Source organism: Rhizobium sophoriradicis, from assembly GCF_003939025.1.
In the GTDB taxonomy this organism is placed as follows: Bacteria; Pseudomonadota; Alphaproteobacteria; order Rhizobiales; family Rhizobiaceae; genus Rhizobium; species Rhizobium sophoriradicis.
In genome coordinates, this window is sequence record NZ_RQIH01000024.1 from 64,330 (window position 1) to 86,950 (window position 22,621).

22 protein-coding genes and 1 pseudogene are annotated in these 22,621 nt (G+C 62.1%); 7 read left to right on the forward strand and 16 right to left on the reverse strand.

Annotated features, from left to right (window positions below; genetic code table 11):
* The first annotated feature begins 26 nt into the window (after nt 1-26).
* Entirely contained in the window at nt 27-1,013 is a 987-nt protein-coding gene (gene pdxA / locus EFR00_RS29925) for a 4-hydroxythreonine-4-phosphate dehydrogenase PdxA (RefSeq protein ID WP_077993536.1), read from the forward strand.
* 197 nt (nt 1,014-1,210) lie between these two features.
* Complete coding sequence (locus EFR00_RS29930) at nt 1,211-2,053, forward strand: alanine--tRNA ligase-related protein (RefSeq protein ID WP_077993506.1); 843 nt, start codon at nt 1,211-1,213, stop codon at nt 2,051-2,053.
* 86 nt (nt 2,054-2,139) lie between these two features.
* On the opposite strand, the gene glpK is transcribed toward EFR00_RS29930, so the two are convergent.
* The 10 genes from glpK to EFR00_RS29980 all read right to left on the reverse strand — a co-directional run bounded on the left by glpK (nt 2,140) and on the right by EFR00_RS29980 (nt 13,238).
* Complete coding sequence (gene glpK, locus EFR00_RS29935; RefSeq protein WP_040112843.1) at nt 2,140-3,642, reverse strand: glycerol kinase GlpK; 1,503 nt, start codon at nt 3,640-3,642, stop codon at nt 2,140-2,142.
* Between the two features lie 150 nt (nt 3,643-3,792).
* Complete coding sequence (locus EFR00_RS29940; protein ID WP_040112842.1) at nt 3,793-5,517, reverse strand: ABC transporter substrate-binding protein; 1,725 nt, start codon at nt 5,515-5,517, stop codon at nt 3,793-3,795.
* Between the two features lie 79 nt (nt 5,518-5,596).
* The gene (locus tag EFR00_RS29945) at nt 5,597-5,878 is read right to left on the reverse strand and encodes a DUF2160 domain-containing protein (RefSeq protein WP_040112841.1); all 282 of its coding nucleotides are present in this window, start codon (nt 5,876-5,878) and stop codon (nt 5,597-5,599) included.
* Between the two features lie 12 nt (nt 5,879-5,890).
* Complete coding sequence (locus EFR00_RS29950; protein WP_040112840.1) at nt 5,891-6,712, reverse strand: carbohydrate ABC transporter permease; 822 nt, start codon at nt 6,710-6,712, stop codon at nt 5,891-5,893.
* A gap of 11 nt (nt 6,713-6,723) precedes the next feature.
* Nucleotides 6,724-7,587, reverse strand: coding sequence for a carbohydrate ABC transporter permease (locus tag EFR00_RS29955; RefSeq protein WP_011427488.1), 864 nt, complete (start codon nt 7,585-7,587; stop codon nt 6,724-6,726).
* Nucleotides 7,588-7,590: 3 nt separating this feature from the next.
* The gene (locus EFR00_RS29960; protein WP_077993509.1) at nt 7,591-8,661 is read right to left on the reverse strand and encodes an ABC transporter ATP-binding protein; all 1,071 of its coding nucleotides are present in this window, start codon (nt 8,659-8,661) and stop codon (nt 7,591-7,593) included.
* A gap of 9 nt (nt 8,662-8,670) precedes the next feature.
* Nucleotides 8,671-9,765: an ABC transporter ATP-binding protein gene (locus EFR00_RS29965; RefSeq protein WP_077993510.1), complete on the reverse strand. Its 1,095-nt coding sequence runs from the start codon at nt 9,763-9,765 to the stop codon at nt 8,671-8,673.
* A 41-nt stretch (nt 9,766-9,806) separates the two neighbouring features.
* Complete coding sequence (glpD, locus tag EFR00_RS29970) at nt 9,807-11,321, reverse strand: glycerol-3-phosphate dehydrogenase (protein ID WP_077993513.1); 1,515 nt, start codon at nt 11,319-11,321, stop codon at nt 9,807-9,809.
* A gap of 111 nt (nt 11,322-11,432) precedes the next feature.
* The gene (locus EFR00_RS29975; RefSeq protein ID WP_009987660.1) at nt 11,433-12,206 is read right to left on the reverse strand and encodes a DeoR/GlpR family DNA-binding transcription regulator; all 774 of its coding nucleotides are present in this window, start codon (nt 12,204-12,206) and stop codon (nt 11,433-11,435) included.
* 114 nt (nt 12,207-12,320) lie between these two features.
* On the reverse strand, nt 12,321-13,238 hold the full coding sequence (locus EFR00_RS29980) for a DMT family transporter (RefSeq protein ID WP_040112836.1): 918 nt from the start codon (nt 13,236-13,238) through the stop codon (nt 12,321-12,323).
* Between the two features lie 72 nt (nt 13,239-13,310).
* On the opposite strand from EFR00_RS29980, the gene EFR00_RS29985 reads away from it, so the two are divergent.
* Nucleotides 13,311-14,240 carry a LysR substrate-binding domain-containing protein gene (locus tag EFR00_RS29985; protein WP_040112835.1) on the forward strand — a complete coding sequence of 310 codons (930 nt, stop codon included), beginning with the start codon at nt 13,311-13,313 and terminating at the stop codon, nt 14,238-14,240.
* Nucleotides 14,241-14,388: 148 nt separating this feature from the next.
* Here EFR00_RS29985 and EFR00_RS29990 read toward each other — a convergent pair whose 3' ends face one another.
* From EFR00_RS29990 to EFR00_RS30005, 4 genes and pseudogenes are all read right to left on the reverse strand, one after another.
* Nucleotides 14,389-14,910 (reverse strand): DUF992 domain-containing protein, encoded by a 522-nt coding sequence (locus EFR00_RS29990; protein WP_040112834.1) that lies wholly within the window; start codon nt 14,908-14,910, stop codon nt 14,389-14,391.
* A 328-nt stretch (nt 14,911-15,238) separates the two neighbouring features.
* Complete coding sequence (locus tag EFR00_RS29995) at nt 15,239-15,403, reverse strand: DUF1328 domain-containing protein (RefSeq protein ID WP_003571841.1); 165 nt, start codon at nt 15,401-15,403, stop codon at nt 15,239-15,241.
* A gap of 99 nt (nt 15,404-15,502) precedes the next feature.
* Nucleotides 15,503-16,094: pseudogene (locus EFR00_RS30000) on the reverse strand (hypothetical protein).
* Between the two features lie 139 nt (nt 16,095-16,233).
* The gene (locus EFR00_RS30005) at nt 16,234-17,856 is read right to left on the reverse strand and encodes an ABC-F family ATP-binding cassette domain-containing protein (protein WP_040112833.1); all 1,623 of its coding nucleotides are present in this window, start codon (nt 17,854-17,856) and stop codon (nt 16,234-16,236) included.
* 142 nt (nt 17,857-17,998) lie between these two features.
* On the opposite strand from EFR00_RS30005, the gene EFR00_RS30010 reads away from it, so the two are divergent.
* Both EFR00_RS30010 and EFR00_RS30015 read left to right on the forward strand, forming a co-directional pair.
* A complete protein-coding gene (locus tag EFR00_RS30010; protein ID WP_009988255.1) occupies nt 17,999-18,328 on the forward strand; it encodes a DUF6665 family protein in 330 nt (109 codons plus the stop codon).
* Between the two features lie 36 nt (nt 18,329-18,364).
* On the forward strand, nt 18,365-19,234 hold the full coding sequence (locus EFR00_RS30015; protein ID WP_077993515.1) for an aldose 1-epimerase family protein: 870 nt from the start codon (nt 18,365-18,367) through the stop codon (nt 19,232-19,234).
* Between the two features lie 196 nt (nt 19,235-19,430).
* Here EFR00_RS30015 and uxuA read toward each other — a convergent pair whose 3' ends face one another.
* Nucleotides 19,431-20,618 carry a mannonate dehydratase gene (gene uxuA, locus EFR00_RS30020; RefSeq protein ID WP_040142873.1) on the reverse strand — a complete coding sequence of 396 codons (1,188 nt, stop codon included), beginning with the start codon at nt 20,616-20,618 and terminating at the stop codon, nt 19,431-19,433.
* A 41-nt stretch (nt 20,619-20,659) separates the two neighbouring features.
* A complete protein-coding gene (locus EFR00_RS30025) occupies nt 20,660-21,382 on the reverse strand; it encodes a GntR family transcriptional regulator (RefSeq protein ID WP_077993517.1) in 723 nt (240 codons plus the stop codon).
* Between the two features lie 186 nt (nt 21,383-21,568).
* On the opposite strand from EFR00_RS30025, the gene EFR00_RS30030 reads away from it, so the two are divergent.
* On the forward strand, nt 21,569-21,970 hold the full coding sequence (locus EFR00_RS30030; protein WP_077993525.1) for a DUF2934 domain-containing protein: 402 nt from the start codon (nt 21,569-21,571) through the stop codon (nt 21,968-21,970).
* Nucleotides 21,971-22,022: 52 nt separating this feature from the next.
* Nucleotides 22,023-22,274, forward strand: coding sequence for a hypothetical protein (locus EFR00_RS30035; protein WP_009986472.1), 252 nt, complete (start codon nt 22,023-22,025; stop codon nt 22,272-22,274).
* Nucleotides 22,275-22,621: the final 347 nt, after the last annotated feature.

Here is a 22,621-nt window from a genome sequence, read left to right on the forward strand (position 1 = left end):
CAGGGTTTTCAGAAGGGACTTTGATGATGGACAGGAATGCAAAAGTCGCCGTGACGCTCGGTGATCCCGCCGGCGTCGGCCCCGAGGTGATCGTCAAGGCACTGGCAGCCCTTCCGAAGGAGGAGCGTCGCGATTTCGTCATCGTCGGCAATGTCGAAGTGCTGGAGCGCGCCGACCGCGTCAGCGGCACCGCGCTGAAATTCGGTTCTGCCGACGCCGCCAGCGACGACAGGATCGCCGTCGATGAAGTCCCACTCGCCGCCGCTTTGCCCGAGATCGGCAAGGTCAGCCCGGTCGCGGGCGACGCTTCCGTGCGCTATATCACTCGCGCCGTCGATCTCGCCATGTCAGGTCAAGCCGATGTCATCGTCACCGCGCCGATCAACAAGGAGGCGATGAACCTAGCCGGCCATCACCATGACGGCCATACCGGGCTGCTCGCCCATCTCACCGGCTCAAAGAGCTCCTTCATGCTGCTTGCCTCCGAGCGGCTGAACACCATCCATGTCTCGACCCATATCTCGCTGAAGGGCGCGATCGAACGGGCCAAGACCGAGCGGGTGCTGGCGACCATCGAGGCCGGCCACAATCATTTCCTGCGTCTCGGCAAACAGGCGCGCATCGCCGTTGCCGGCCTCAATCCGCATTGCGGCGAAAACGGCCTGTTCGGCACCGAGGACATGGAATTCCTGGTGCCGGCGGTCGAACAGGCGCAGGCCAAGGGCATCGACGTCGTCGGTCCGATCTCGGCCGATACGGTTTTCGCTCGCGCCTATAACGGCGCCTTTGATCTCGTCATCGCCCAGTATCACGATCAGGGCCACATCCCGATCAAGCTCGTCGCCTTCGAGACGGCGGTCAACGTCTCGCTCGGCCTGCCGATCGACCGCGTCTCGGTCGATCACGGCACCGCCTTCGACATCGCCGGCACCGGCAAGGCCAATCACGTCAACATGCTCTCGGCCATCGCCTATGCCCGGCTGATGGCGAGCTCACCGCGGCGGGACGCGTAATCGCCCTATTCCGAAGGAGCGGCGGCCACGCCTCGCGGGAACGGGGATCTCTTACTTCGCCTCGTCACATGCCAAACAGGTCGCGGTGATAGAACGGCGTGGCTGCTGGCCGCAGAAGATTGCCGCACAGGCGTGACATCGCTATGTTGTAGCGGGCACGAACAGCAAAGGAGGTTGCCTATGACACCGCGGGACGCCTGATCCAGCACTATCAAGACTTCTGCCTTTCCAAGGGCATCGACTTCACACGCATCGAATCCGTACTGCCGCATGACGATACAACGCTCTTCTGCAGCGCTGGCATGCAGCAATACAAGCCTCTCTTCTCCGATCCTTCCTACAGCGGAACCGTCGCAAACAGCCAGGCCTGCCTGCGCTTGGGCGACCTCGACGAGATCGGCGACGGAACTCACTTCCTCCACTTCACCATGCTCGGGCTTTTCTCCTTCAGGGAAATGACCGTCGGCGACGCCATCGATTTTTGGCTCGCGTTTCTCGGAACGCTCGGTCTGGCGCCGGATCACGTAACGATGCATCCAGACCGCCTGATCGAATGGACGCCGCTCTATGGCGGGCGCGTACCCATCGTTGCAGATGCCGAATGCATCTGGAGCGATGGCAGCATCAGCGGATACTGCACCGAGTTCTACAAGCATGGCATAGAGATCGGGAACATTGTCAATCCGCTCGGAAGCTGTATCGATGTCGGCTTCGGCGCGGAGCGTCTCGATATGATCGTCAACGGCACGCCGCCGGCCGATGCGCTGGAGACATTGCGCGAGACGGTGATGACGATCGTAGAAAGCGGATATCGGCCGGGTAATAAGGAGCAGGGATATGTTCTGCGCAAACTGCTCCGCCGTATCCACAGGATGGGCGGCACGCTCGACCATCCGTTCTTCGGGGAAGAGGTCGAACGCCAGAAGCGGCTCGGCGCCAAGTATCTGCGCCTGCGCGATCGCTATTGCGACAAGGGGGCGGAATGGTGGTTCGACACCCACGGCATTGATCTCTCCGACATCGAGGAGATCATCGAGTAGCAGGGATGAGGCTTCCCGGAATTGAACCCGGGAGGCCTTGCCACCGCCGTAGATGCCCCGCGGCGATCCGCATTGCACCGTCTCGGCTATCCCGCCGAAGTGTCCGAGATCATCCGGGAGACGGCATTCTTCCAACCGATGATCTTGGCCTGCCGCTCTGTCTCCGCCATTGCGGGGCTGAAACGTCGATCACAGGCCCAAGCCTTGGCAAATTCACGCTTGCCCGGCCAGATACCGGCCCTCGAGCCGGCAAGCCAGGCGGCCCCGAGCGCCGTCGTCTCGTGGATCGCCGAGCGGTCGACCGGGTTCCCGGTCATGTCGGCGAGGCATTGCATCGTCCAATCGGAAGCCGCCATGCCGCCATCGACGCGCAACACCGTCTCCAACTGATTGGCGCCCCAATCCCTCTTCATCGCCACGAGCAGGTCGAGCGTCTGATAGGCGACGGATTCGAGCACGGCGCGGGCGAATTCCGCCGGTCCGCTGTTGCGCGTAAGGCCGAAGATCGCACCACGCGCAGCCGGATCCCAATAAGGCGCGCCGAGCCCGGTGAAAGCGGGGACGATATAGACCTGCTGCCCGGGATCCGCCTTGGCCGCAAGCACCCCTGCCTCCGACGCCTGGCCGATAATGCCAAGGCCGTCGCGCAGCCATTGCACGGCGGCACCGGCGATGAAGATCGAGCCTTCGAGCGCATAGGTCGTCTCGCCGTCGAGGCGGCAGGCGATGGTCGTCAGCATCCGGTTGGCGGAGGAAACTCGATCCCGGCCGGTATTCAGCAGGGCGAAGCAGCCGGTGCCGTAAGTCGATTTCATCATGCCGGGTTCGAAGCAGGCATTGCCCATCGCCGCCGCCTGCTGGTCGCCGGCGACCCCGAAGATCGGAAGCTCGGCGCCGAGCAAGGCTTTGTCGATGCGGCCGAAATCATCGGCGCATTCCCTGACCTCGGGCAGCATGGCGGCCGGGACGCCGAGAATGCCGAGAAGTTCCTCGTCCCAAGCGCCGTCATCGATATTGTAGAGCAGCGTTCGCGATGCATTGGTTGCATCTGTCGCATGCACGCGGCCGCCGGTCAGCTTGTAGATCAACCAGCTGTCGATCGTGCCGAAACAGACCTCGCCCGCCTCGGCCTTCTCGCGCAGCCTATCGACATTGTCGAGCAGCCAGCGCAGCTTGGTTCCCGAAAAGTACGGGTCGAGCAGCAGTCCGGTTTTGGCGGAAAACAGCTTCTCATATCCATCGGCCTTCAGGCTATCGCACATTTCCGCCGTGCGCCGGTCCTGCCAGACGATCGCGCGGTAAAGCGGTGTTCCGGACTTGCGATCCCAGACGACTGCCGTTTCGCGCTGATTGGTGATGCCGACGGCTGCGATCGCGGCGGCATCCACGCCGGCATCAGCGATCGCCTTGCGCATCGTATCGACGACGGACTGCCAGATTTCGGCAGCGTCGTGCTCCACCCAGCCGGGGTGCGGATAGTATTGCGTGATCTCCGCCTGAGCGGAGCCTGCCATTTTCATGTCGCCGTTGAAGATGATCGCGCGCGAAGACGTCGTGCCCTGATCGATCGAAAGAATATTGCCGCTCATATCCGTCTCCGGCTCACGCGAAACCGCTCCGCCTGCCCGGAAGGGCAGGACGCGAAGGCCTCAGGAGAAAAAGATTGTAGGTGCCACCGGCTTGTCGCCGGTGGCAGGAAGTGATGGCCGGAGGTCTCGTTGCCTCCGGCCGGGTCCGCCTTACTTCTTCTGCCAGCTCTTGACGAGTTCGTCGTAGTTGACGGTGAGCGGCTTGTCCTTCTCGTTCTCGATCTTCAGCTGCGGAGCGAGGTTACCCTTCTTCACCGCGTCAGCGTTCCAATAAGCGAGATCATGCTCTTCGGCGAGCTTCGGGCCGATGTCGCCCTGGACCTTGGCGCGTTCCAGGCGCTGCAGCACCTTTTCCTGCTCCGAGCAAAGCGAGTCCATGGCTTCCTGCGGCGTCTTGGCGCCGGAGGATGCGTCACCGATCGCCTGCCACCAGAGCTGTGCGAGCTTCGGATAGTCAGGAACGTTCGTACCGGTCGGCGACCACTGCAGGCGGGCCGGCGAACGGTAGAACTCGATCAGGCCGCCGAGCTTCGGTGCGCGGTCGGTGAAGGACTTGTGATCCAGCGTCGACTGACGGATGAAGGTCAGACCCATATGGCTCTTCTTCACGTCAACAGTCTTCGAGGTGACGAACTGGGCATAGAGCCAGGCCGCCTTGGCGCGGTCGACGGGCGTCGACTTCATCAGCGTCCAGGAACCCGCATCCTGATAGCCGAGCTTCATGCCGTCCTTCCAGTAGACACCATGCGGGCTCGGCGCGAAACGCCATTTCGGCGTGCCGTCCGCATTGACGACCGGCAGGCCTTCCTTGACGAAATTGGCGGTGAAGGCCGTGTAGGTGAACATCTGCTGGGCAACTTCACCCTGCGAAGGCACCGGACCGGATTCGGAGAAGGTCATGCCCTGAGCGGCAGCCGGTGCGTATGCCTTCATCCAGTCCAGATATTTCTGGATGGAATAGACAGCGGCCGGGCCGTTGGTATCGCCGCCGCGCGCGACGCACGAGCCGACGGGACGGGAGTTCTCATCGACCTTGATGCCCCATTCGTCGACCGGCTTGCCGTTCGGAATGCCCTTGTCGCCGTTGCCGGCCATCGACAGCCAGGCGTCGGTGAAGCGCCAGCCGAGCGACGGGTCCTTCTTGCCGTAGTCCATGTGGCCATAGACCTTCTTGCCGTCGATCTCGCGGCCGGTGAAGAACTCGGCAATATCCTCATAGGCCGACCAGTTGACCGGCACGCCGAGATCGTAGCCGTACTTCGCCTTGAAGTCGGCCTTGTTCTTCTCATCGTTGAACCAGTCGTAGCGGAACCAGTAGAGGTTGGCGAACTGCTGGTCCGGCAGCTGATAGAGCTTGCCGTCAGGCGCTGTCGTGAAGGACTTGCCGATGAAGTCGTCCACATCGAGGCCCGGATTGGTGACATCCTTGCCTTCATTGGCCATCCAGTCGGTCAGCGAACGGGCCTGCTGGTAGCGCCAATGGGTGCCGATCAGGTCGCTATCGTTGATATAGGCGTCATAGATGTTTTCGCCGGACTGCATCTGCGTCTGCAGCTTCTCGACCACGTCGCCTTCGCCGATCAGGTCGTGGGTAATCTTGATGCCGGTTATCGCGGTGAAAGCGGGCGCCAGCACCTTCGATTCATAATCATGCGTGGTGATCGTTTCGGAAACCACCTTGATGTCCATGCCGGCGAAGGGCTTCGCGGCATCGACGAACCATTGCATTTCCTTTTCCTGATCGGCGCGGGAAAGCGTCGAGAGATCGCCGACTTCCTTGTCGAGGAAGGTCTTGGCCTCGTCCATCCCGGCATAGGCCGATGCCGTCATCGCCAGCAGCAGGCCTGCTGTCGTCGTCAATAAGTGCCGTCGCATAATATCCTCCCAGGGTTTGCGATTGCAGTCACATACTCAGGCGGCCAAGCACCCCCGGCCATCTGTCTTCACTTTGCCGTCACACGTAGCGGAACACGCCGATGGCGTAGACCACGGAGATGGCAAGAGCCCACCACAGGTTGGGCCCAGCGAGCCCAAGCCATGCAAGATGAATGAAAGCGCTGCCCAGCAGCGAAATGAAAAGCCGGTCACCGCGCGTCGTTTCGAAACGCAGCACGCCCGTGCGCGGCGAGCCGCCCGGAGAAAAATACTCCCCGATGCTCATGGCGATCAGAAGCGCCAGGATCGTCAGGAAGAACAGCGCCGTCGGCAGCGTCCAGGCCATCCAGGAAAAGGTCATGTCCGGTCCTCCTCAGACGCGGCCCAGGGCAAAACCCTTGGCGATGTAGTTGCGAACGAAATAGATGACGAGCGCGCCCGGGATGATGGTGAGCACGCCGGCAGCCGCGAGCACGCCCCAGTCCAAGCCGGCCGCCGAAACCGTTCGCGTCATGATCGCCGAGATCGGCTTTGCCGCCGTCGTCGTCAGCGTGCGGGCAAGCAGCAGTTCGACCCAGGAAAACATGAAGCAGAAGAATGCCGCCACGCCGACGCCGCTTGCGATCAGCGGAATGAATATCCTGATGAAGAAGCGCGGGAAGGAATAACCGTCGATATAGGCGGTCTCGTCGATCTCCTTCGGCACGCCGGACATGAAACCTTCGAGGATCCAGACGGCGAGCGGCACGTTGAACAGGCAGTGGGCCAGCGCTACGGCGATATGCGTATCGATCAGGCCGAAGGCCGAATAGAGCTGGAAGAACGGCAGTGCGAAGACCGCCGGCGGCGCCATGCGGTTGGTCAGCAGCCAGAAGAACAGGTGCTTGTCGCCGAGGAAGCGGTAGCGCGAGAAGGCATAGGCCGCCGGCAGCGCCACGGCAACCGAGATCACCGTGTTCATCACCACATAAATGATCGAGTTGATATAGCCGTTATACCAGGACGGGTCGGTGAAGATCACCGTATAATTGTGCAGCGTCGGGGCCGCCGGCCAGAGCGTGAAGGCGCCGGTGATTTCGGCATTTTCCTTGAAGCTCATGTTGATCAGCCAGTAGATCGGCAGGAGCAGGAAGAGGATGTAGATCGTCGGCACCAGCCAGGAGAGGCTGCCTGCGGGTTTGTATTTTCTGGTCATGTCTGCCCCCCTTAGCTCGCGTCGCTGCTGGTCATCACGGTGTAGAACACCCAGGAGAGCAGCAGGATGATGAGGAAATAGATGATCGACATTGCCGCCGCCGGACCGAGATCGAACTGGCCGACCGCCATCTTCACAAGGTCGATGGAGAGGAAGGTCGTCGAGTTGCCGGGGCCGCCGCCGGTGACGACGAAGGGCTCGGTATAGATCATGAAGCTGTCCATGAAGCGCAGCAGCACGGCGATCAGCAGCACCCGCTTCATCTTCGGCAGCTGGATGTAGCGGAAGACGGACCAGCGCGAGGCGCCGTCGATCTTGGCAGCCTGATAATAGGCGTCCGGGATCGAAACCAGGCCGGCATAGCAGAGCAGCACGACGAGGCTCGTCCAGTGCCAGACATCCATGACGATGACGGTAACCCAGGCGTCGACGGGATCGCGGACATAATTGTAGTCGAGACCGATCGCAGCGAGCGTATGACCGAGCAGACCGATATCGACGCGTCCAAAAACCTGCCAGATGGTGCCGACGACGTTCCACGGAATGAGCAGCGGCAGCGCCATCAGCACCAGGCAGACCGGGACGCCGGGACCCGACTTCGGCATGTTGAGCGCGATGAAGATGCCGAGCGGGATCTCCAGCGCCAGAATGATGAAGGAGAACAGCAGATTACGCTGAAGTGCTTCCCAGAAGCGGTCGGAATGCAGCGTCTGGACGAACCAGTCGGTGCCGGCCCAGAAGAACTCGTTATTGCCGAACGTATCCTGCACCGAGTAGTTGACAACGGTCATCAGCGGAATGACCGCTGAAAAGGCCACGAGCAGCAGCACCGGCAGCACCAGAAACCACGCTTTGTTATTCCACGTCTTCTGCATGGCTCAGGCCTCCCTGCCGACACGCCAGCTGTCGGCGTAGATGCTGATGGCGGACGGATCGAAGGTGACGCGGGCATCCGCGGGAATATCGTCGTCTTCAGAGACGACGATCGCGATCGGCTGGCCGGCGAAACGGGCGCGCACGATCTTCTGCCGGCCGATATCCTCGATCTTGTTGATTGTAACCGGCATGCCCTCCCGCCCCAGGCGGATGAATTCGGGGCGAATGCCAAGTTCGGTCTTCACCGCGCCATTGGTATTCGGCGCATAATCCAGCGTCAGCACCTCGTCTCCGACCTTGACGGCGCTGCCGTCGACCTGTGCCGGCATGACGTTCATTCCGGGCGAACCAATGAAATAACCAACGAAGGTGTGGCTCGGCCGCTCGAAGAGCTCGGCCGGCGTGCCGATCTGGACGATCTGGCCGTCATACATGACGACGACCTTCTCGGCGAAAGTCAGTGCCTCGGTCTGGTCGTGGGTCACATAGACCATGGTGAAGCCGAACTGCTTGTGCAGCCGTTTCAGCTGCGAGCGCAGCACCCATTTCATATGCGGATCGATGACGGTCAGCGGCTCGTCGAACAGGATGGCGTTGACGTCGTTGCGCACCAGCCCGCGGCCGAGCGAGATCTTCTGCTTCTGGTCGGCCGTCAGCCCCTGCGCCTTGCGCTTGGCCCAGCCGGCAAGGTCGATCATTTCGAGAATGTCACGCACGCGCCGGTCGACATCCGCCTCGGCCACGCCGCGGTTGCGCAGGGGGAAAGCGAGATTGTCGTAGACGGTCATCGTGTCGTAGATGACGGGAAACTGGAAGACCTGGGCGATGTTGCGGCTCTGCGTCGAAAGGTTCGTCACATCCCTGCCATCGAAGAGAATGCGGCCGTGCGAAGGCTGCAGCAGGCCGGAGATGATGTTGAGCAGCGTGGTCTTGCCGCAGCCGGAGGGGCCGAGCAGCGCATAGGCGCCGCCGTCGTTCCACTCGTGATCGACTTCCTTGAGCGAATAATCCTTTTCCGTCTTCGGATTGGCGCCGTAGGCGTGGCGGATATGGTCGAGCGTGATGCGTGCCATGGTGCTCTCCTATGCCTTTCCGGCTGCAGCGACAGCGCCGACCGCAGCAATGGCGCGGCCGTCGGCGCCGAAGGCCATCAGGTGGCGGGTGTTGAGAAAGGCCTCGATCTCAATGTCCGGATCGATGTCGTGAATGCCATGCGCCAGCATCACCCAGCGCACGCCGTCATATTCCAGATGCACGAAGCTCTCCGAACCGGTGATCTCGGAGACCAGCGTGCGCGTCTGCAGGCGGGCCGCATCGCCGGTCTGGGCTCGGAGGCCGAGATGATGCGGATGAAAGGCGATCGTCACGGGCCCGTTCGGCACCGCGGCCAGATGCGAGGGGACGGAAAGCGTGGCTCCGCTCGGGCGCGTGAAGATATCGCCCGATTTCGTCACGTCGAGCGTGTTCAGCGGCGGATCGGCGAAGATGCCGGCGCTGTCGAGATCGACAGGGCGGCGATAGACGTCGATGGTCGGCCCGAACTGGGTGACCCGACCTTGGTTCAAAGTTGCCGTATTGCCGCCGAGCAGCAGCGCCTCGGACGGTTCGGTGGTGGCGTAAACGAAGATCGCACCCGACTGGGCAAAAATCTTCGGCAGCTCCTCACGCAGTTCTTCGCGCAATTTGTAATCGAGATTGGCGAGCGGCTCGTCCATCAACACCAGGCTGGCGTTCTTGACGAGGGCGCGCGCAAGTGCCGTGCGCTGCTGCTGGCCGCCGGAGAGATGGAGCGGCGTGCGGTCGAGATAGGGCGTGAGCTTCAGAAGCTCGGCCGCCTTGCGCACGTCGCGATCGATCGTGGCGGCGTCCTTGCCCGATATGCGCATCGGCGAGGCGATGTTTTCATAAACGGTCAATGCCGGATAATTGATGAACTGCTGGTAGACCATGGCGACATTGCGCTTCTGCACCGGCATGCCGGTGACGTCGGCGCCGTCGAAATGCACGGAGCCGGCGGTCGGACGGTCAAGCCCGGCCATCAGCCGCATCAGCGACGTCTTGCCCGACAGCGTCGGCCCGAGCAGGACGTTCAGCGTGCCGCGCTCGAGGACCAGATCGGTCGGATAGATGTGATAGTCCGCGCCCACCATTTTGGCGGCGTTCCGCAGTTCCAGCATTCCTGTTCCCGTGCCTCCACGCAGCGGGGATCACACGCCGCCTATCCGGCCATCGCCGGCATGGCAGCCATGTACTCCTCCAGTGACTGAGCCTGCTCCTTCGAAAGGCGCAGACCATCCTTTGTTCTCCTCCACAGCACGTCTTCGGCGTGCCGGGCCCATTCATGTTCGACGAGATAGGCGACCTCGGCCTCGTAGAGATCGCCGCCGAACAGCCGCCCGAGATCGTCAATGCCACGGGCATTGCCGAGTAGCGTCTCGGCCCTGGTGCCGTAGCGACACACCAGCCGGCGAGCGTGCCGATCGGCGAGGAACGGATAGCGGCTTTTCAGCTTGGCAACCTCGGCCTCATAACCCTTGACGGCGAAATTGCCGCCGGGCAGATGGCTCTTGGCCGTCCACGGAGCACCCTTGACGCCGATCGCAGCACCGATCTTCTCCAACGCATGCTCGGACAGCCGGCGATAAGTGGTGAGCTTGCCGCCGAAAACATTAAGCAGCGGCGCGGTCTCCCTCTCGCCGTCGAGCTTCAGCACATAGTCGCGCGTCGCCTCCTGCGCCTTCGAGGCGCCGTCGTCATAAAGCGGGCGCACCGCCGAATAGGTCCAGACGATATCCTCTGGCCGCACCGGCTCCTTGAAATATTCCGACGCCGCATTGCAGAGATAGACCGTCTCCTCCTCGGAGATCCTGACATCCTTGGGATCGGCGGTATAGTCGCGGTCGGTCGTGCCGATCAGGGTGAAGTCGCCCTCATAGGGAATGGCGAAGATGATGCGATTGTCCGGATTCTGGAAGAAATAGGCGCGTGGATCGTCGAACTTCTTCTTGACGACGATATGGCTGCCCTGGACGAGGCGGACATTGTGGGCTTCTTTCTGACCGAAGGCGGAACGAATGACGTGATCGACCCAGGGACCGGCGGCATTGACCAACATGCGGGCCTGATGACCGTCTTTGCGGCCGGTGACGGTATCGACAGTCTCGATGTGCCATAGGCCGCTCTCACGCCTTGCCGAGACCACTTTGGTACGCGGCAGGATGGTCGCACCCTTGTCGGCAGCATCGCGGGCGTTCAGCACCACCATGCGGGCATCGTCGACCCAGCCGTCGGAATATTCGAACGCTCTCGTAAACAATGCCTTCAGCGGCTTGCCGGCCGGATCCTTGCGCATGTCAAGCACCGACGTCGCCGGCAGCAGCTTGCGGCCGCCAAGATGGTCGTAGAGGAAGAGGCCGAGCCGGATCAGCCAAGCTGGGCGGATGCCGCCCTTATGATAAGGCAGCACGAAACGCAGCGGCCAGATAATATGCGGCGCCATCGCCCAGAGGATCTCGCGCTCCATCAGCGATTCACGCACCAGGCGGAACTCGTAATGCTCGAGATAACGCAGGCCGCCATGGATCAGCTTGGTGGCGCCAGATGAGGTGCCCGAAGCGAAATCGTTCATCTCCGCCAGCGCCACGGTATAGCCGCGCCCGACAGCATCGCGAGCGATGCCGCAGCCGTTGATGCCGCCGCCAATGACGAAAATGTCGTGTATCTCCCGGCCCAATTGCCCCTCCGAGCCTGCTGCTTATTTCGCATCGCACAAAACTTGCGCGATTGCGAAAGTGACATCAGTAAAAACGAAAGAAATCCGAATGTCAAACGAATGTTGGCGGAACTATCGCGATCTGCTGCTCGTTTCGATCAGTTTCACATTGTTTTCGAGGCAAAGATTGCGGATCGACGGCACCGGACAGTGGTCGGTAATGAAGGTGTGAACCTGCGAAAGCTGGCCGATCCGGACCGGCGCGGTGCGTTCGAACTTCGTGGAATCGGCAACCAGAATGACGTGCCGGGCATTGGCGATAATCGCCTGGGCGACCTTCACCTCGCGAAAGTCATAATCGAGTAGCGCGCCGTCGATATCGATCGCCGAAGCGCCGATCACGGCATAATCGACCTTGAACTGGCGGATGAAATCGACCGCCGCTTCGCCAACGATGCCGCCGTCCGAACCGCGCACGACCCCGCCGGCGATCACCACTTCGATTGCCGGGAAGAGGCGCAACCGGTTGGCAACGTTGATATTGTTGGTGATCACCATCAGCTCGTGATGATTGGCGAGCGCCTCGCCCACCGCCTCGGTCGTCGTGCCGATATTGATGAAGAGCGAGGCGCCGCTCGGGATCAGTTCGACGGCCGCCATGCCAATCGCCTGTTTCTCCGAAGCGGCGATCTGGCGGCGGGCTTCGTATTTGACGTTCTCCGTTCCGCTCGGGAACGTCGCCCCGCCATGGATGCGGGTCAGCACCTGCGCATCGCAGAGATCGTTCAGGTCCTTGCGGATGGTTTGCGGTGTCACCGAAAACCGTGAGGCGAGCTCTTCGACCAGAACCCTGCCGCTCGATTTCGCGATCGCCACGATTTCAGTCTGTCGGTCGGTCAAGAACATCGGCGCCCCCTTTCGATCTGCTTTCGTTTTTAAAGAAAGCGAAGGGCGGCGCAATGCCTATTTGTCGGCGGCCGAGTTTCGCGCTCCGAATCTGATGGCCGCCGCGCCGCGCAATTAGCGTTTCCGCATGAGGTTGACCACGAGAACGCCGAGGATCGCCATGGCTCCGCCGATCGCGCCGAGTGCCGTCGGCGTCTCGCCGAGCCAGACGAAACCGATCAGCGTTGCGACCGGCGGCACGCCATAGAGGAAATTCGAGGCGCGACCTGCCGTCAGCCGCTTCAATGCAATCGCCCAGGTGAGATAGCCGATCGCGGTGGGGAAGATGACCAGATAGGCAACGCCCCAGTTGACCTCCGCGGGCGCTGCCGCCAACGCGCGGATCGTCGCCGGGACGGCCGGAAACAGCGGCACGGAGCCGATCAGCAGGATCCAGGCGGTGACGGCAAGCGCCGGCAGTCGGCCGAGCAGCGGCTTCTGCAGCACGCTGGCGATCGCCGAGCAGAGCGCTGCGCCGAGGATAAGGATTGCATTCGGATCGAGCTTGAAGCCGTCGTCGGAGGCGACCGCGATCAGCGCTACACCGCCGAAGGAAACCGCGGTGCCTAGCCAGCCCCAGCGGCCGAAGCGCTCGCCGAGCGCGAAGGTGGCGATGAGGGCGGTAAAGACCGGCATGGTATTGATGATGAAGCTGGCCGGCCCCGCCGCAACCGTCTGCTCGCCGGTGTTCAACAGAACCGCATAGGCGGCGATGAAGAGCACGGCGGCGACCGAGAGGCGGAAGAAATCGCTCTTTTCCGGCATCGGCCGGTAGATGGCGAGATAGACAAGGGCAAGGACGCCGGCCGCCACGTAACGCCCTGTGGCCAGCTCGATCGGCGTCAGCGGCCCGAGGCAGATGCGGATCACGACGAAGGAGGAGGCCCAGAAGACAATAGTGACGACGATCGCCGCAAAGGCCACCAGATCAAATCTGCCCTGCTCTTTCGTCGAAACCGGTGCGCTTGCCGCCATGCTCATTGTCGCCTCCATTGGTGCTTTGACCAAGGATTAAGCTGATGACGCGTGCTTGAAAAGCATCTCAATCGATGATCAAATGTGCGTATGGTTCACAGCTCGCCCGTGCTTCCGCCACTTGATACGCTCGAGACCTTTGCCCGCGCCGCCCGGCTCGGATCGTTTTCCGCCGCCGCGGAGGAAAGCGGCATCACTCACGGCGCCGTGTCGCGGCAGGTGTCGCGGCTCGAACGCTGGATGGGTGTGCGGCTGTTTGCACGAGAGGCCCGCGGCGTTCGCCTGACGCCGGAAGGCATGCGGTTTTTCGCGCGCGCCGAGGAAGCGCTTTCTTTGCTCGGCAATAGCGGCGAGCGCTGGCTGCCCCGGCCGAACAAGGCGGTGGTGCGCCTTTCGGTGACGCCTTCGGTGGCATCATTGTGGCTATTCCAGCGCCTGGCGAAGCTCGAAGGAAGCGAGCTGCATGTTGAGCTGACGCTCGAGCACCGGTTGGCGGATTTCGGCGAAGGCACGGATCTTGCCATCCGCTGCGGCAAGGGGCCGTGGGCCGGCGTGCGCGCCCTGCCACTGTGGCAGGAGAAATCCTTTCCGATCGCCGCCCCGGCGCTGGCAGACCGGCTCGGACAGCGCTCCGATGCACTTTCCCTGCTCGAGCTGCCGATTCTGCACGACTCCAATATCGAAGGCTGGCGCCGCTGGCTCTCTCGCGAAGGTGTCGATTATACGCCGCGCGGCCAGGATCGCCGCTTCGAGGATTACAATCTGGTGATCGATGCCTGCGCGCAAGGACTCGGCATCGCGCTCGCCCGCCCTCCCCTATCGGATGCGGCGCTCGCCGACGGACGCGTCGTGGCGGTGTCGGACCGTACGCTCGACTATCACGTCGCCTTTCACCTGATTCGGCCCGATGATGCACTGCGAAGCCCCGCCGTCGAATTTGCCCGTCGCTTCCTGCATGAAGCCGGTCATGACGAGGCGACGATCTGCGCCTTTATCGCACCCGGCAGGGCAAAAGCGTGAGACCCACCGCCGCATCCGGCCTGAACGTCTCGGCGGCATATCACGGCTGTCCCAGATTTCCGGATAATCATCCATTACTGCGCGCGCAAACAGGCGCGAGGGATTTGACGCCCCCGCCGCGTCTCGGCAGGGGCGAGTCAGAAACCGGTCAATCCGCCGGGGTCAGTGTCATCGATGCGCTGCCGGCCGCAACGTTCAGGCCGAGTTGGCCGGTCAGGCTTACCGTCTGCAGATGGATCGAACCGGAGGTGCCGCCGACCAGGAGGTTGGCGCCGACGCCGGCGCCGACCGTCGCCTCCGCGCTTGCGCCGACATAAAGGCCGGCGAGCGACCCGCGGTGATAGCCGGCCGTCGGCGCAAACACCGCCCAGATCAGCCGGCTGCGCGTGGTGAAGCCGAGGTCGATGCCGAGCTTTCGCATTTCGCCGGTATAGTGATCCAGAAGCTCATTGCCGACGATCGATTGGAAGACGCAGTCTGCTTCCTTGGAGGAACCGAGCACATAGCCCGTGCCGCCGCCGATATCGCAAGTGAGATAACCGATCTTCACGCCATTGCGCAGATCCGGCTCTTCATATGTTCTGGTGACGGGATCGGCAGCATTAACCGCCCCCGCGCCGACAAACGTCAACGATACCGCGGCAAACGCCGTCGCAAGAGTTTTATTCATAAGTCTCTCCTTCTCAAATCGTGACGGGAACACCCGGCTGGCGGGCACCGGCTATCGGAGGGGACCGCAATGCAGTCCCAGAACGGTGCCGTTTTCGCGTCGCCTTTCAATGCGTGGGAGGCGCAAGCGACAAGCTCACGGTTCAGCCCCATTGGGACATTTCGAAGGCACCATGCTTGCCGCATGCGCCATTTCACGATCTTGTTAGGAATGGTTGCACGAAAAACACATTCGCCCAGAGCGGGTTCTCGCCGGCGCGTGGGCGAGCACCAAGAAAAGGAAAACCCGGCGATAGTTATCACCGGGCTTTATACTTTATTTCTCCTCGCTATACTCTGCGCATGAAGCGCATGACGAGCGAGACAACGAACAACACCAGGAAAATGAAGAACAGAACCTGGGCAATAGAAGCTGAGGCCCCGGCGATGCCGCCAAATCCGAGGACGCCGGCAATCAAGGCCACAACGAGAAACACCAGAGCGTAGTAAAGCATCGCAATCTCCTTTTACGTTGCTGCTGACATAACGGAGACCGCCCATTTTGGTTCCCTGCCTATCATGCTCGGCAGGGGGAGCATCGCATCGGCTTTCGTTCAGCCGAAATGAAGAACGCCGCTGTAGGTCCGGTCGCCTTCGGTCGGCTCCGGAGGCTCGGCCGCATCCAGATATGTCTTGAGCGGCCCGGTCAGCACGAACCAGATGCTGGCCCCCAGCATGAAACAGGCGCCCACCGGCTCGTCGATACGAGCGACGAACGGAAGGCAGGCCGATGAGAACAGTACAATGATGCGCACCGACCACTCCGCCTCACGTTTGGCGATAGCGCGCGCCCTCAGCGACTTGTACTCCCGGGCGCCATAGGCGCTTCCTCCCGCCTTTTTCGCCGAAAGCAGCTTTCTGGCCGACGGTAGGGCCAACATGAGCAGCGCGGCGACGCTGAGCGCGAAAGGCCTGCCGGCCATCACCTGCCCGCTCGCGACAAGGAGAAAAGAGAGCACAACGAGATTCCACGTCGGCTCCAACAGCTCCGGGGGCTGCCGCGTGCGGATGTGCCAACCCCGCAGCAAGCCCGCCGCACCGTGCAGTAGCGGCTGATCGATATAGCGATTGATCCAGTCCATGCAGACGCGCCCGTCCCCGATTTGAATGAAGAGGGCTCCGAACATCACGGAAATAGGTCATCATCGTGGCAGAGCGCCGGCAATATCAGCCGAGCTATACTTCGCTCACAGGAAACCGCCTAGTCCAGTTCCCGCGCAACTTCCCAGACATGGCCCGACGGATCGGTGAAGTGCGCCGTGCGGCGCACCCCGACGAATAGCCGTCAACTCCGCAGGCCAGGCGCCTCGTGACCGGTGCGCGCCACATATTCCGTATAACCGCCGCCATACTGGTGGACGCCCTCCGGCGTCAGCTCTAGCACGCGGTTGGAGAGCGCAGCCAGGAAGTGTCGGTCGTGGGAGACGAAGAGCATGGTGCCCTCATATTGCGCGAGCGCCTTGATCAGCATCTCCTTAGTGTCGAGGTCGAGATGGTTGGTCGGCTCGTCCAGCACGAGCAGGTTCGGCGGATCGAAGAGCATCATCGCCATCACCAGCCGGGCCTTCTCGCCGCCGGAGAGCACCCGGCACCGTTTCTCGACATCGTCGCCGGAAAAGCCGAAACAGCCGGCAAGCGCCCGCAATGGCCCCTGCCCTGCCTGCGGAAACCTGTCTTCCAGCGATTGGAACACCGTCCGCTCGCCGTCGAGGATATCCATGGCGTGCTGAGCGAAATAGCCCATCTTGACGCTGGCGCCGAGCGCAACACTGCCCTGGTCAGGGGTGGTGGTGCCCGTCACCAGCTTCAACAACGTCGATTTACCGGCGCCGTTGATGCCCATGATGCACCAGCGCTCCCGCCGCCGCACCATGAAGTCGAGACCCTCATAGATGCTTCGGCTGCCGTATTTCTTATGGACATTCTTCAGGTTGACCACGTCCTCGCCGGAGCGCGGCGCGGCCTGGAACTCGAAAGCGACCGACTGGCGGCGCTTGGGTGGCTCCACCCGGTCGATCTTCTCCAGCTTCTTCACCCGGCTCTGCACCTGCGAGGCATGCGAGGCCCGCGCCTTGAACCGCTCGATGAATTTGATCTCCTTGGCGAGCATCGCCTGCTGGCGCTCGAACTGGGCCTGCTGCTGCTTCTCGTTCTGCGCCCGCTGCTGCTCGTAGAATTCATAGTCGCCGGAATAGGCCGTCAGGCCGCCGCCGTCGATCTCGATGATCTTGTTGACGATGCGGTTCATGAACTCGCGGTCGTGCGAGGTCATCAGCAACGCCCCTTCATAACCCTTCAGGAACTCTTCCAGCCAAATCAGGCTTTCGAGATCGAGATGGTTGCTCGGTTCGTCGAGCAGCATGACGTCGGGGCGCATGAGCAGGATGCGGGCAAGCGCCACACGCATCTTCCAGCCGCCCGACAGCGCTCCGACATCGCCGTCCATCATTTCCTGGCTGAAGCTCAAACCCGCAAGCACCTCGCGGGCACGGCCCTCGAGCGCATAGCCGTCTAGTTCCTCGTAACGCGCCTGCACCTCGCCGTAACGCTCGATGATCTCTTCCATGTCGCCGGCTCTTTCCGGGTCGGCCATGGCGGCCTCGAGCTCACGCAATTCGCCTGCAACGATGCTGACCGGGCCGGCACCGTTCATCACTTCGGCGACGGCGCTGTGGCCCGCCATCTCGCCGACATCCTGGTTGAAGTAGCCGATCGTCACGCCCTTCTCGCAGGAGACCTGCCCCTCGTCGGGCTGCTCTTCGCCATTAATCATCCGGAAGATCGTCGTCTTGCCGGCGCCGTTCGGGCCGACCAGACCGATCTTCTCGCCTCTGTTGAGGGCGGCCGAGGCCTCGATGAAAAGGATCCGGTGGCTGAGCTGTTTGCTGATATTCTCAATACGAATCATGATGTGCGCGGGTGTCCGGGGAAGTTTCGGCGCCCTTATGCCACGCATGGAAACGTCAGGATAGGCCCGTTTCAACCCTCTCGATCTCCGGCTTCCGATTGGATAATATTGCCGCCTACGCTGATTTAAGGATTTCCAGCCAATGAGCGTTCGCCTACCGCAGACTTTCAGGCAGTCGCAGCAGGACGCCAATGGCGCCAACGCCCTCGAATATGGGCTGATGTCGGAACGCGCCAATTCGCTCGGGCGTCATGGGCTGAAGGTGGAGGCGGCGCTCGCCGCGTTAAAAGCCTGGGCCGTCGAACGCCAGAGCGCGGAGGAACGCGAGAGGCTGCTCAACGAAGCCTCCGATGCCGTCTGGGCATTTTTCGTCCAGCGCGAGAGCTGCGGGTTGCGAAACAATCGCGACGCCATCCAGCGTTACGGCATCCCAAACGAGGTGCTCGCCAGACTGGGCGCCATACGAAAATGACGTGAAGCCGTGCCCATCACGGCGAAAGGAATTGCGATGCCAAGCTCTACACGGATCGGCAATCGGCATCTTGCCGTCGACGTCTCCTCTCTCGGCGCCGAGATGCAGGCGCTCACGAGCAGCGATGGACGCTCCTGGCTATGGACGGGCGAGGCGACCTACTGGGCCGGACGATCGCCGATCCTGTTTCCGATCGTCGGCAAGGCGGCTGATGACAAGCTGGCGATTGGCGGCGCGGTCTACCCGATGGCCCAGCATGGCTTTGCCCGGCGAAGCGAGTTTAGCCTCGCCGCGTCGACGCCGACCATGTGCCGGCACGAACTCCCAGCCTCGGCAGCCACGCAGGCGGTCTATCCGTTCGACTTCCTGCTGGCCGTGGAGCATGCGGTGCAGGGACGCGCGTTGACGGTGACGGCAGAAGTAAACAACCGCGACGCAAGAGCGCTGCCCTTCGGTCTCGGCTTCCATCCGGCTTTCGCCTGGCCGCTGCCTGACGCCGCCGGACGCCCGCACATGGTCACGCTGGACAATGAGGGTGAGCCGGCGCTCGCGCGGCTGGAGGGCGGCCTTATCAACCCCGCCCCACTGCCCTCCCCATTCGATAAAGGCCGGCTGGTGCTGGATCATGCCATGTTCGAGAAGGACGCGATGATTTTCCCGAAGGGTGCCGGCGATGGGCTGCGTTACGGCGCCGAAGGCGGGCCGAACCTGCGGTTCCAATTCGAAAATCTGCCCAACCTTGCTCTGTGGACCAAACCGGCCGCGCCCTTCATCTGCATCGAACCCTGGCATGGAACGGCGGCGGAAGCCGGAGGTTCGTCCGAGCTGTCGCAACGACCCTCCACCACCATCCTGGCGCCGGGGGCGACGGCGCGTTTCGCCTTTACGGTCGAGATCTTGCAATAGAAAGTGGCGCGCCCGACAGGGCGCGAATGAACGTTCTCCGGCACGGTTGTTTCCGCAGCTATCGCCGAGCCGCCAAATCGCATCGCATCTATTTGATTCATGCGATGCGCTTCGGTCCTTTGCTTTTGCGCGTGCTGTTGTCCCGCAACCGCTGCACACTTTCCGGGCAAATGCGCGGGCGCCGGCCAGGACGTGCTCAGGTCGGCGGGGCGCCCAGCGCATGCAGGATACCGCGCAGTTCGGCAAGGCCGCGCATGCGGCCGATGGCGGGATAACCGGGGGTGACGACCTTGTCGAGATCGTCGAGCATGCGGTGGCCGTGGTCGGAGCGGAAGACGATGGTGTCTTCGCCACCCCGGCGCTTATCTTCCGCCACCAATTCCCGGAGCACCGCGACCATGTCGACGTCGCCCTCGAGATGCGCGCTTTCGTGGAAGGTCCGACCGTCGCCTTCGCGCGTCGTGGCGCGCAGATGGGCGAAATGAATGCGCGAGGCGAAGCGCCGGGCGATCGCCGGCAGGTCGTTGTCGGCACGCACGCCGAGGCTGCCGGTGCAGTAACACATGCCATTCGCCGCCGACGGCACCGCATCGAAGAGCGCGGCATAATCATCCCCCGTTGAGGCGATGCGGGGAAGACCGAACAGCGAACGCGGCGGATCATCGGGATGCAGCGTCAGCTTGACGCCGCGGGCTTCGGCAGCCGGCGTCACCGCCTCCAGGAACTCGATCAGGTGCCGGCGCAGCCGTGCGGCGTCGATACCGCTATAGGCGACCAGCTTTTCCCGGAAGGCCGGAATGGTCAGGGGCTCGGTAGTCGAACCGGGCAGAGCCGAGGTGATGATGCGGGTAATCTCGGCAATCTCCTCCTCCGACATCGCCTCGAAGACGAGACGCGCCCGTTCGCGATCTTCCACTGAATATTGCTGACCCGCATCCGGCCGTTCCAGAACGAAGAGGTCGAAAGCTGCGAAGCGCTCGTGATCGAAGCGCATGGCTGTGGCGCCGGTCGGCGTCACGAAATCAAGTTCGGTGCGGGTCCAGTCGACCACCGGCATGAAATTATAGCAGACGATCGGGATGCCGCAGGCGGCGACCGCTTCGAGGCTGGCAATCCACGCCTCGATTTCCGCTTTCGCCTCGCCGCCCTTGCGCTTGACGGCGTCGGGAATCGGAATGCTTTCGACCACCGACCAGACGAGCGGCGACCGGTCGGCAGGCGTGGTCTCGATCAGCGCTTGGCGTTCGCGCACTTCCTTTTCCGTCCAAGCCCTGCCGATCGGCACCTGATGCAGCGACGAGACGATATTGGTCGCGCCCGTCTGACGGACCTCATCCAGCGTCACCGGCGCTTCCGGCCCGAACCATCTCCAACCCTGCCGCATCTTTCTTCCTTCCCTTGCTTTTCGTTCGTGTGGTCCTGCCTTCAGCAGAAATAATCGGGGTAACGCGAGCGCAGCTCGTCGACATCGGGAATAACGGCGCTCAAGTGGTGGATCATCGCGCTACGCGCAGCCGCCGCCTCATGGGCGGCGAGGGCGTCGCGGATGATCATATGTTCGGACACCACGTTACCCATACGCCCAAGCGCCGGCAGCGCCAGCCGCCTCGCCCGGTCGATCTGCACCTTGACCGTCTTCAGTATCCCCCAGATGCCGGGATAACCTGATATCTGCGCGATCGCCTCATGAAAGGCCTCGTCCTCCTCGTGGAAGCTTGAGGCGTTGCCGACCGCGGCATGCGCGCGCTGTCGGGCGATAATGGCATCAAGGCGGGCGACATCGGCAGCGGTGGCGGTCTGAGCCGCCATCTCGGCGGTCGTGCCTTCGAGCGCTTTGCGCACGATGACCGCCTCGGGAATCGCCGAAACCGGCACCCGCGAGACGACGGTGCCCGACTGCGGAAAAATATCGACCAGTCCGCCTTCGGAGAGCCTCAGCAACGCCTCACGCACCGGCGTCCGGCTGACGCCGAATTCGTCCGCGATCCGCTTTTCCTGCAAAAACAGACCAGGCGGCATCCGGAGCGAGACGATATCGGCATAGAGACGCTCATAGATGACGCCGGCGGTGGTGACGCGGCGCGGCCTACGGCCGGCTTCCTGCGAGGTCGGGACGACCAGCGCGTCGATTTCTGAAGCTTGCCTCATAAGCGGTACCGGTCATTGGCTTTGGCATACTAGTATATTAGCTGCGACCCTCTGCCAAGCCACTTGGACGGAGTGGCTGCATTTTGAACAGTAGGATCTCTCGAACAGCCTTCAAGTGCTGATTGAGGGCTCAACATGGGAACTTAGATCAGCGGAATTGGTTGAAATCCCATCAAGGAGACGCCGATGAAAAATCCGTTGCGACGCAAAAGAAATGAAATCGCGGCCGACGACACCCGACTGAAGGCTTCATCCCCAGCCGGCGCAGGCAAAGGGAAGACGCCGCGGCAAGCCATGCAGGAACCAGCAGATCAGAGCATCGGTTCTCAGGCAGCCACCCGTGAGGACAATATCCGGAAAAGGGCCTACTCGCTGTGGGAGAACGAAGGAAGGCCGGAAGGCAAGCATCAGGATCACTGGACCCGCGCCGAGCACGAGCTCGATGCACGGGGCGAGACGGACCATCCTCCCAGGCTCGAGGCGCTGCGAGAGGCTTCGCGCGAACATCGCGACACCTTCCTCGTCAAAACGGATCTCGAAGACGCGGATCAACGCGAAGCCTCGCCCGGCACACGCGAGCAGGATTGAAATTGCAGCCTCGAGCAAATTTAGGACGAGCAAATTCAGGAAAGGTCCCGACATGGCTGACAAACAGGATTTGAACGCCGGCTTCACCGGCACACCCGTCGAACCGCCGGAAGGATTAGCCAAGGCCGCTCAATCGGCGGCGAGCGGAGTGAAACGCGAGGTCTATGCAGTCACCGCCGGCGCCAGAGACCACCCGCACACTGCAAGCGCTTTGTTGCTTGGCATCGGTATTGTGGCGTTCGGGTTCGGCTATCTCCTTGGTCGATCATCGGCGGAAAGCTCGGCCCGCTCATATTGGCGTTAGCTGTCCGACCTCAACTAACGAGCCGCGCGAGCGGCAAGAATGATAGAGCCGGATCGTTGCGCGACCGCCCTCCTATACGCGGCGCAATGATAACCCTGACGGTAAGATCGCACCCAAGCGTGTTTCGTTATCGCATCAGCTTTGCTGCTGCAGGGCGTCGCGGCGCATCGACGGCAGAGGAACAAGCATTCGGGTTTGCTGTTGCCGGAATACAATAGTGAGAAAAGCGCGGGTTGGGGTCCGCTTCCACAACTTGACAGCGGTGACATCGGTCCTTAGCGAGGCTGGATCAATGACACCTCAGGATCAGCAAAGTGAATTATTTCAGGCAACTCGTGATTGCGATA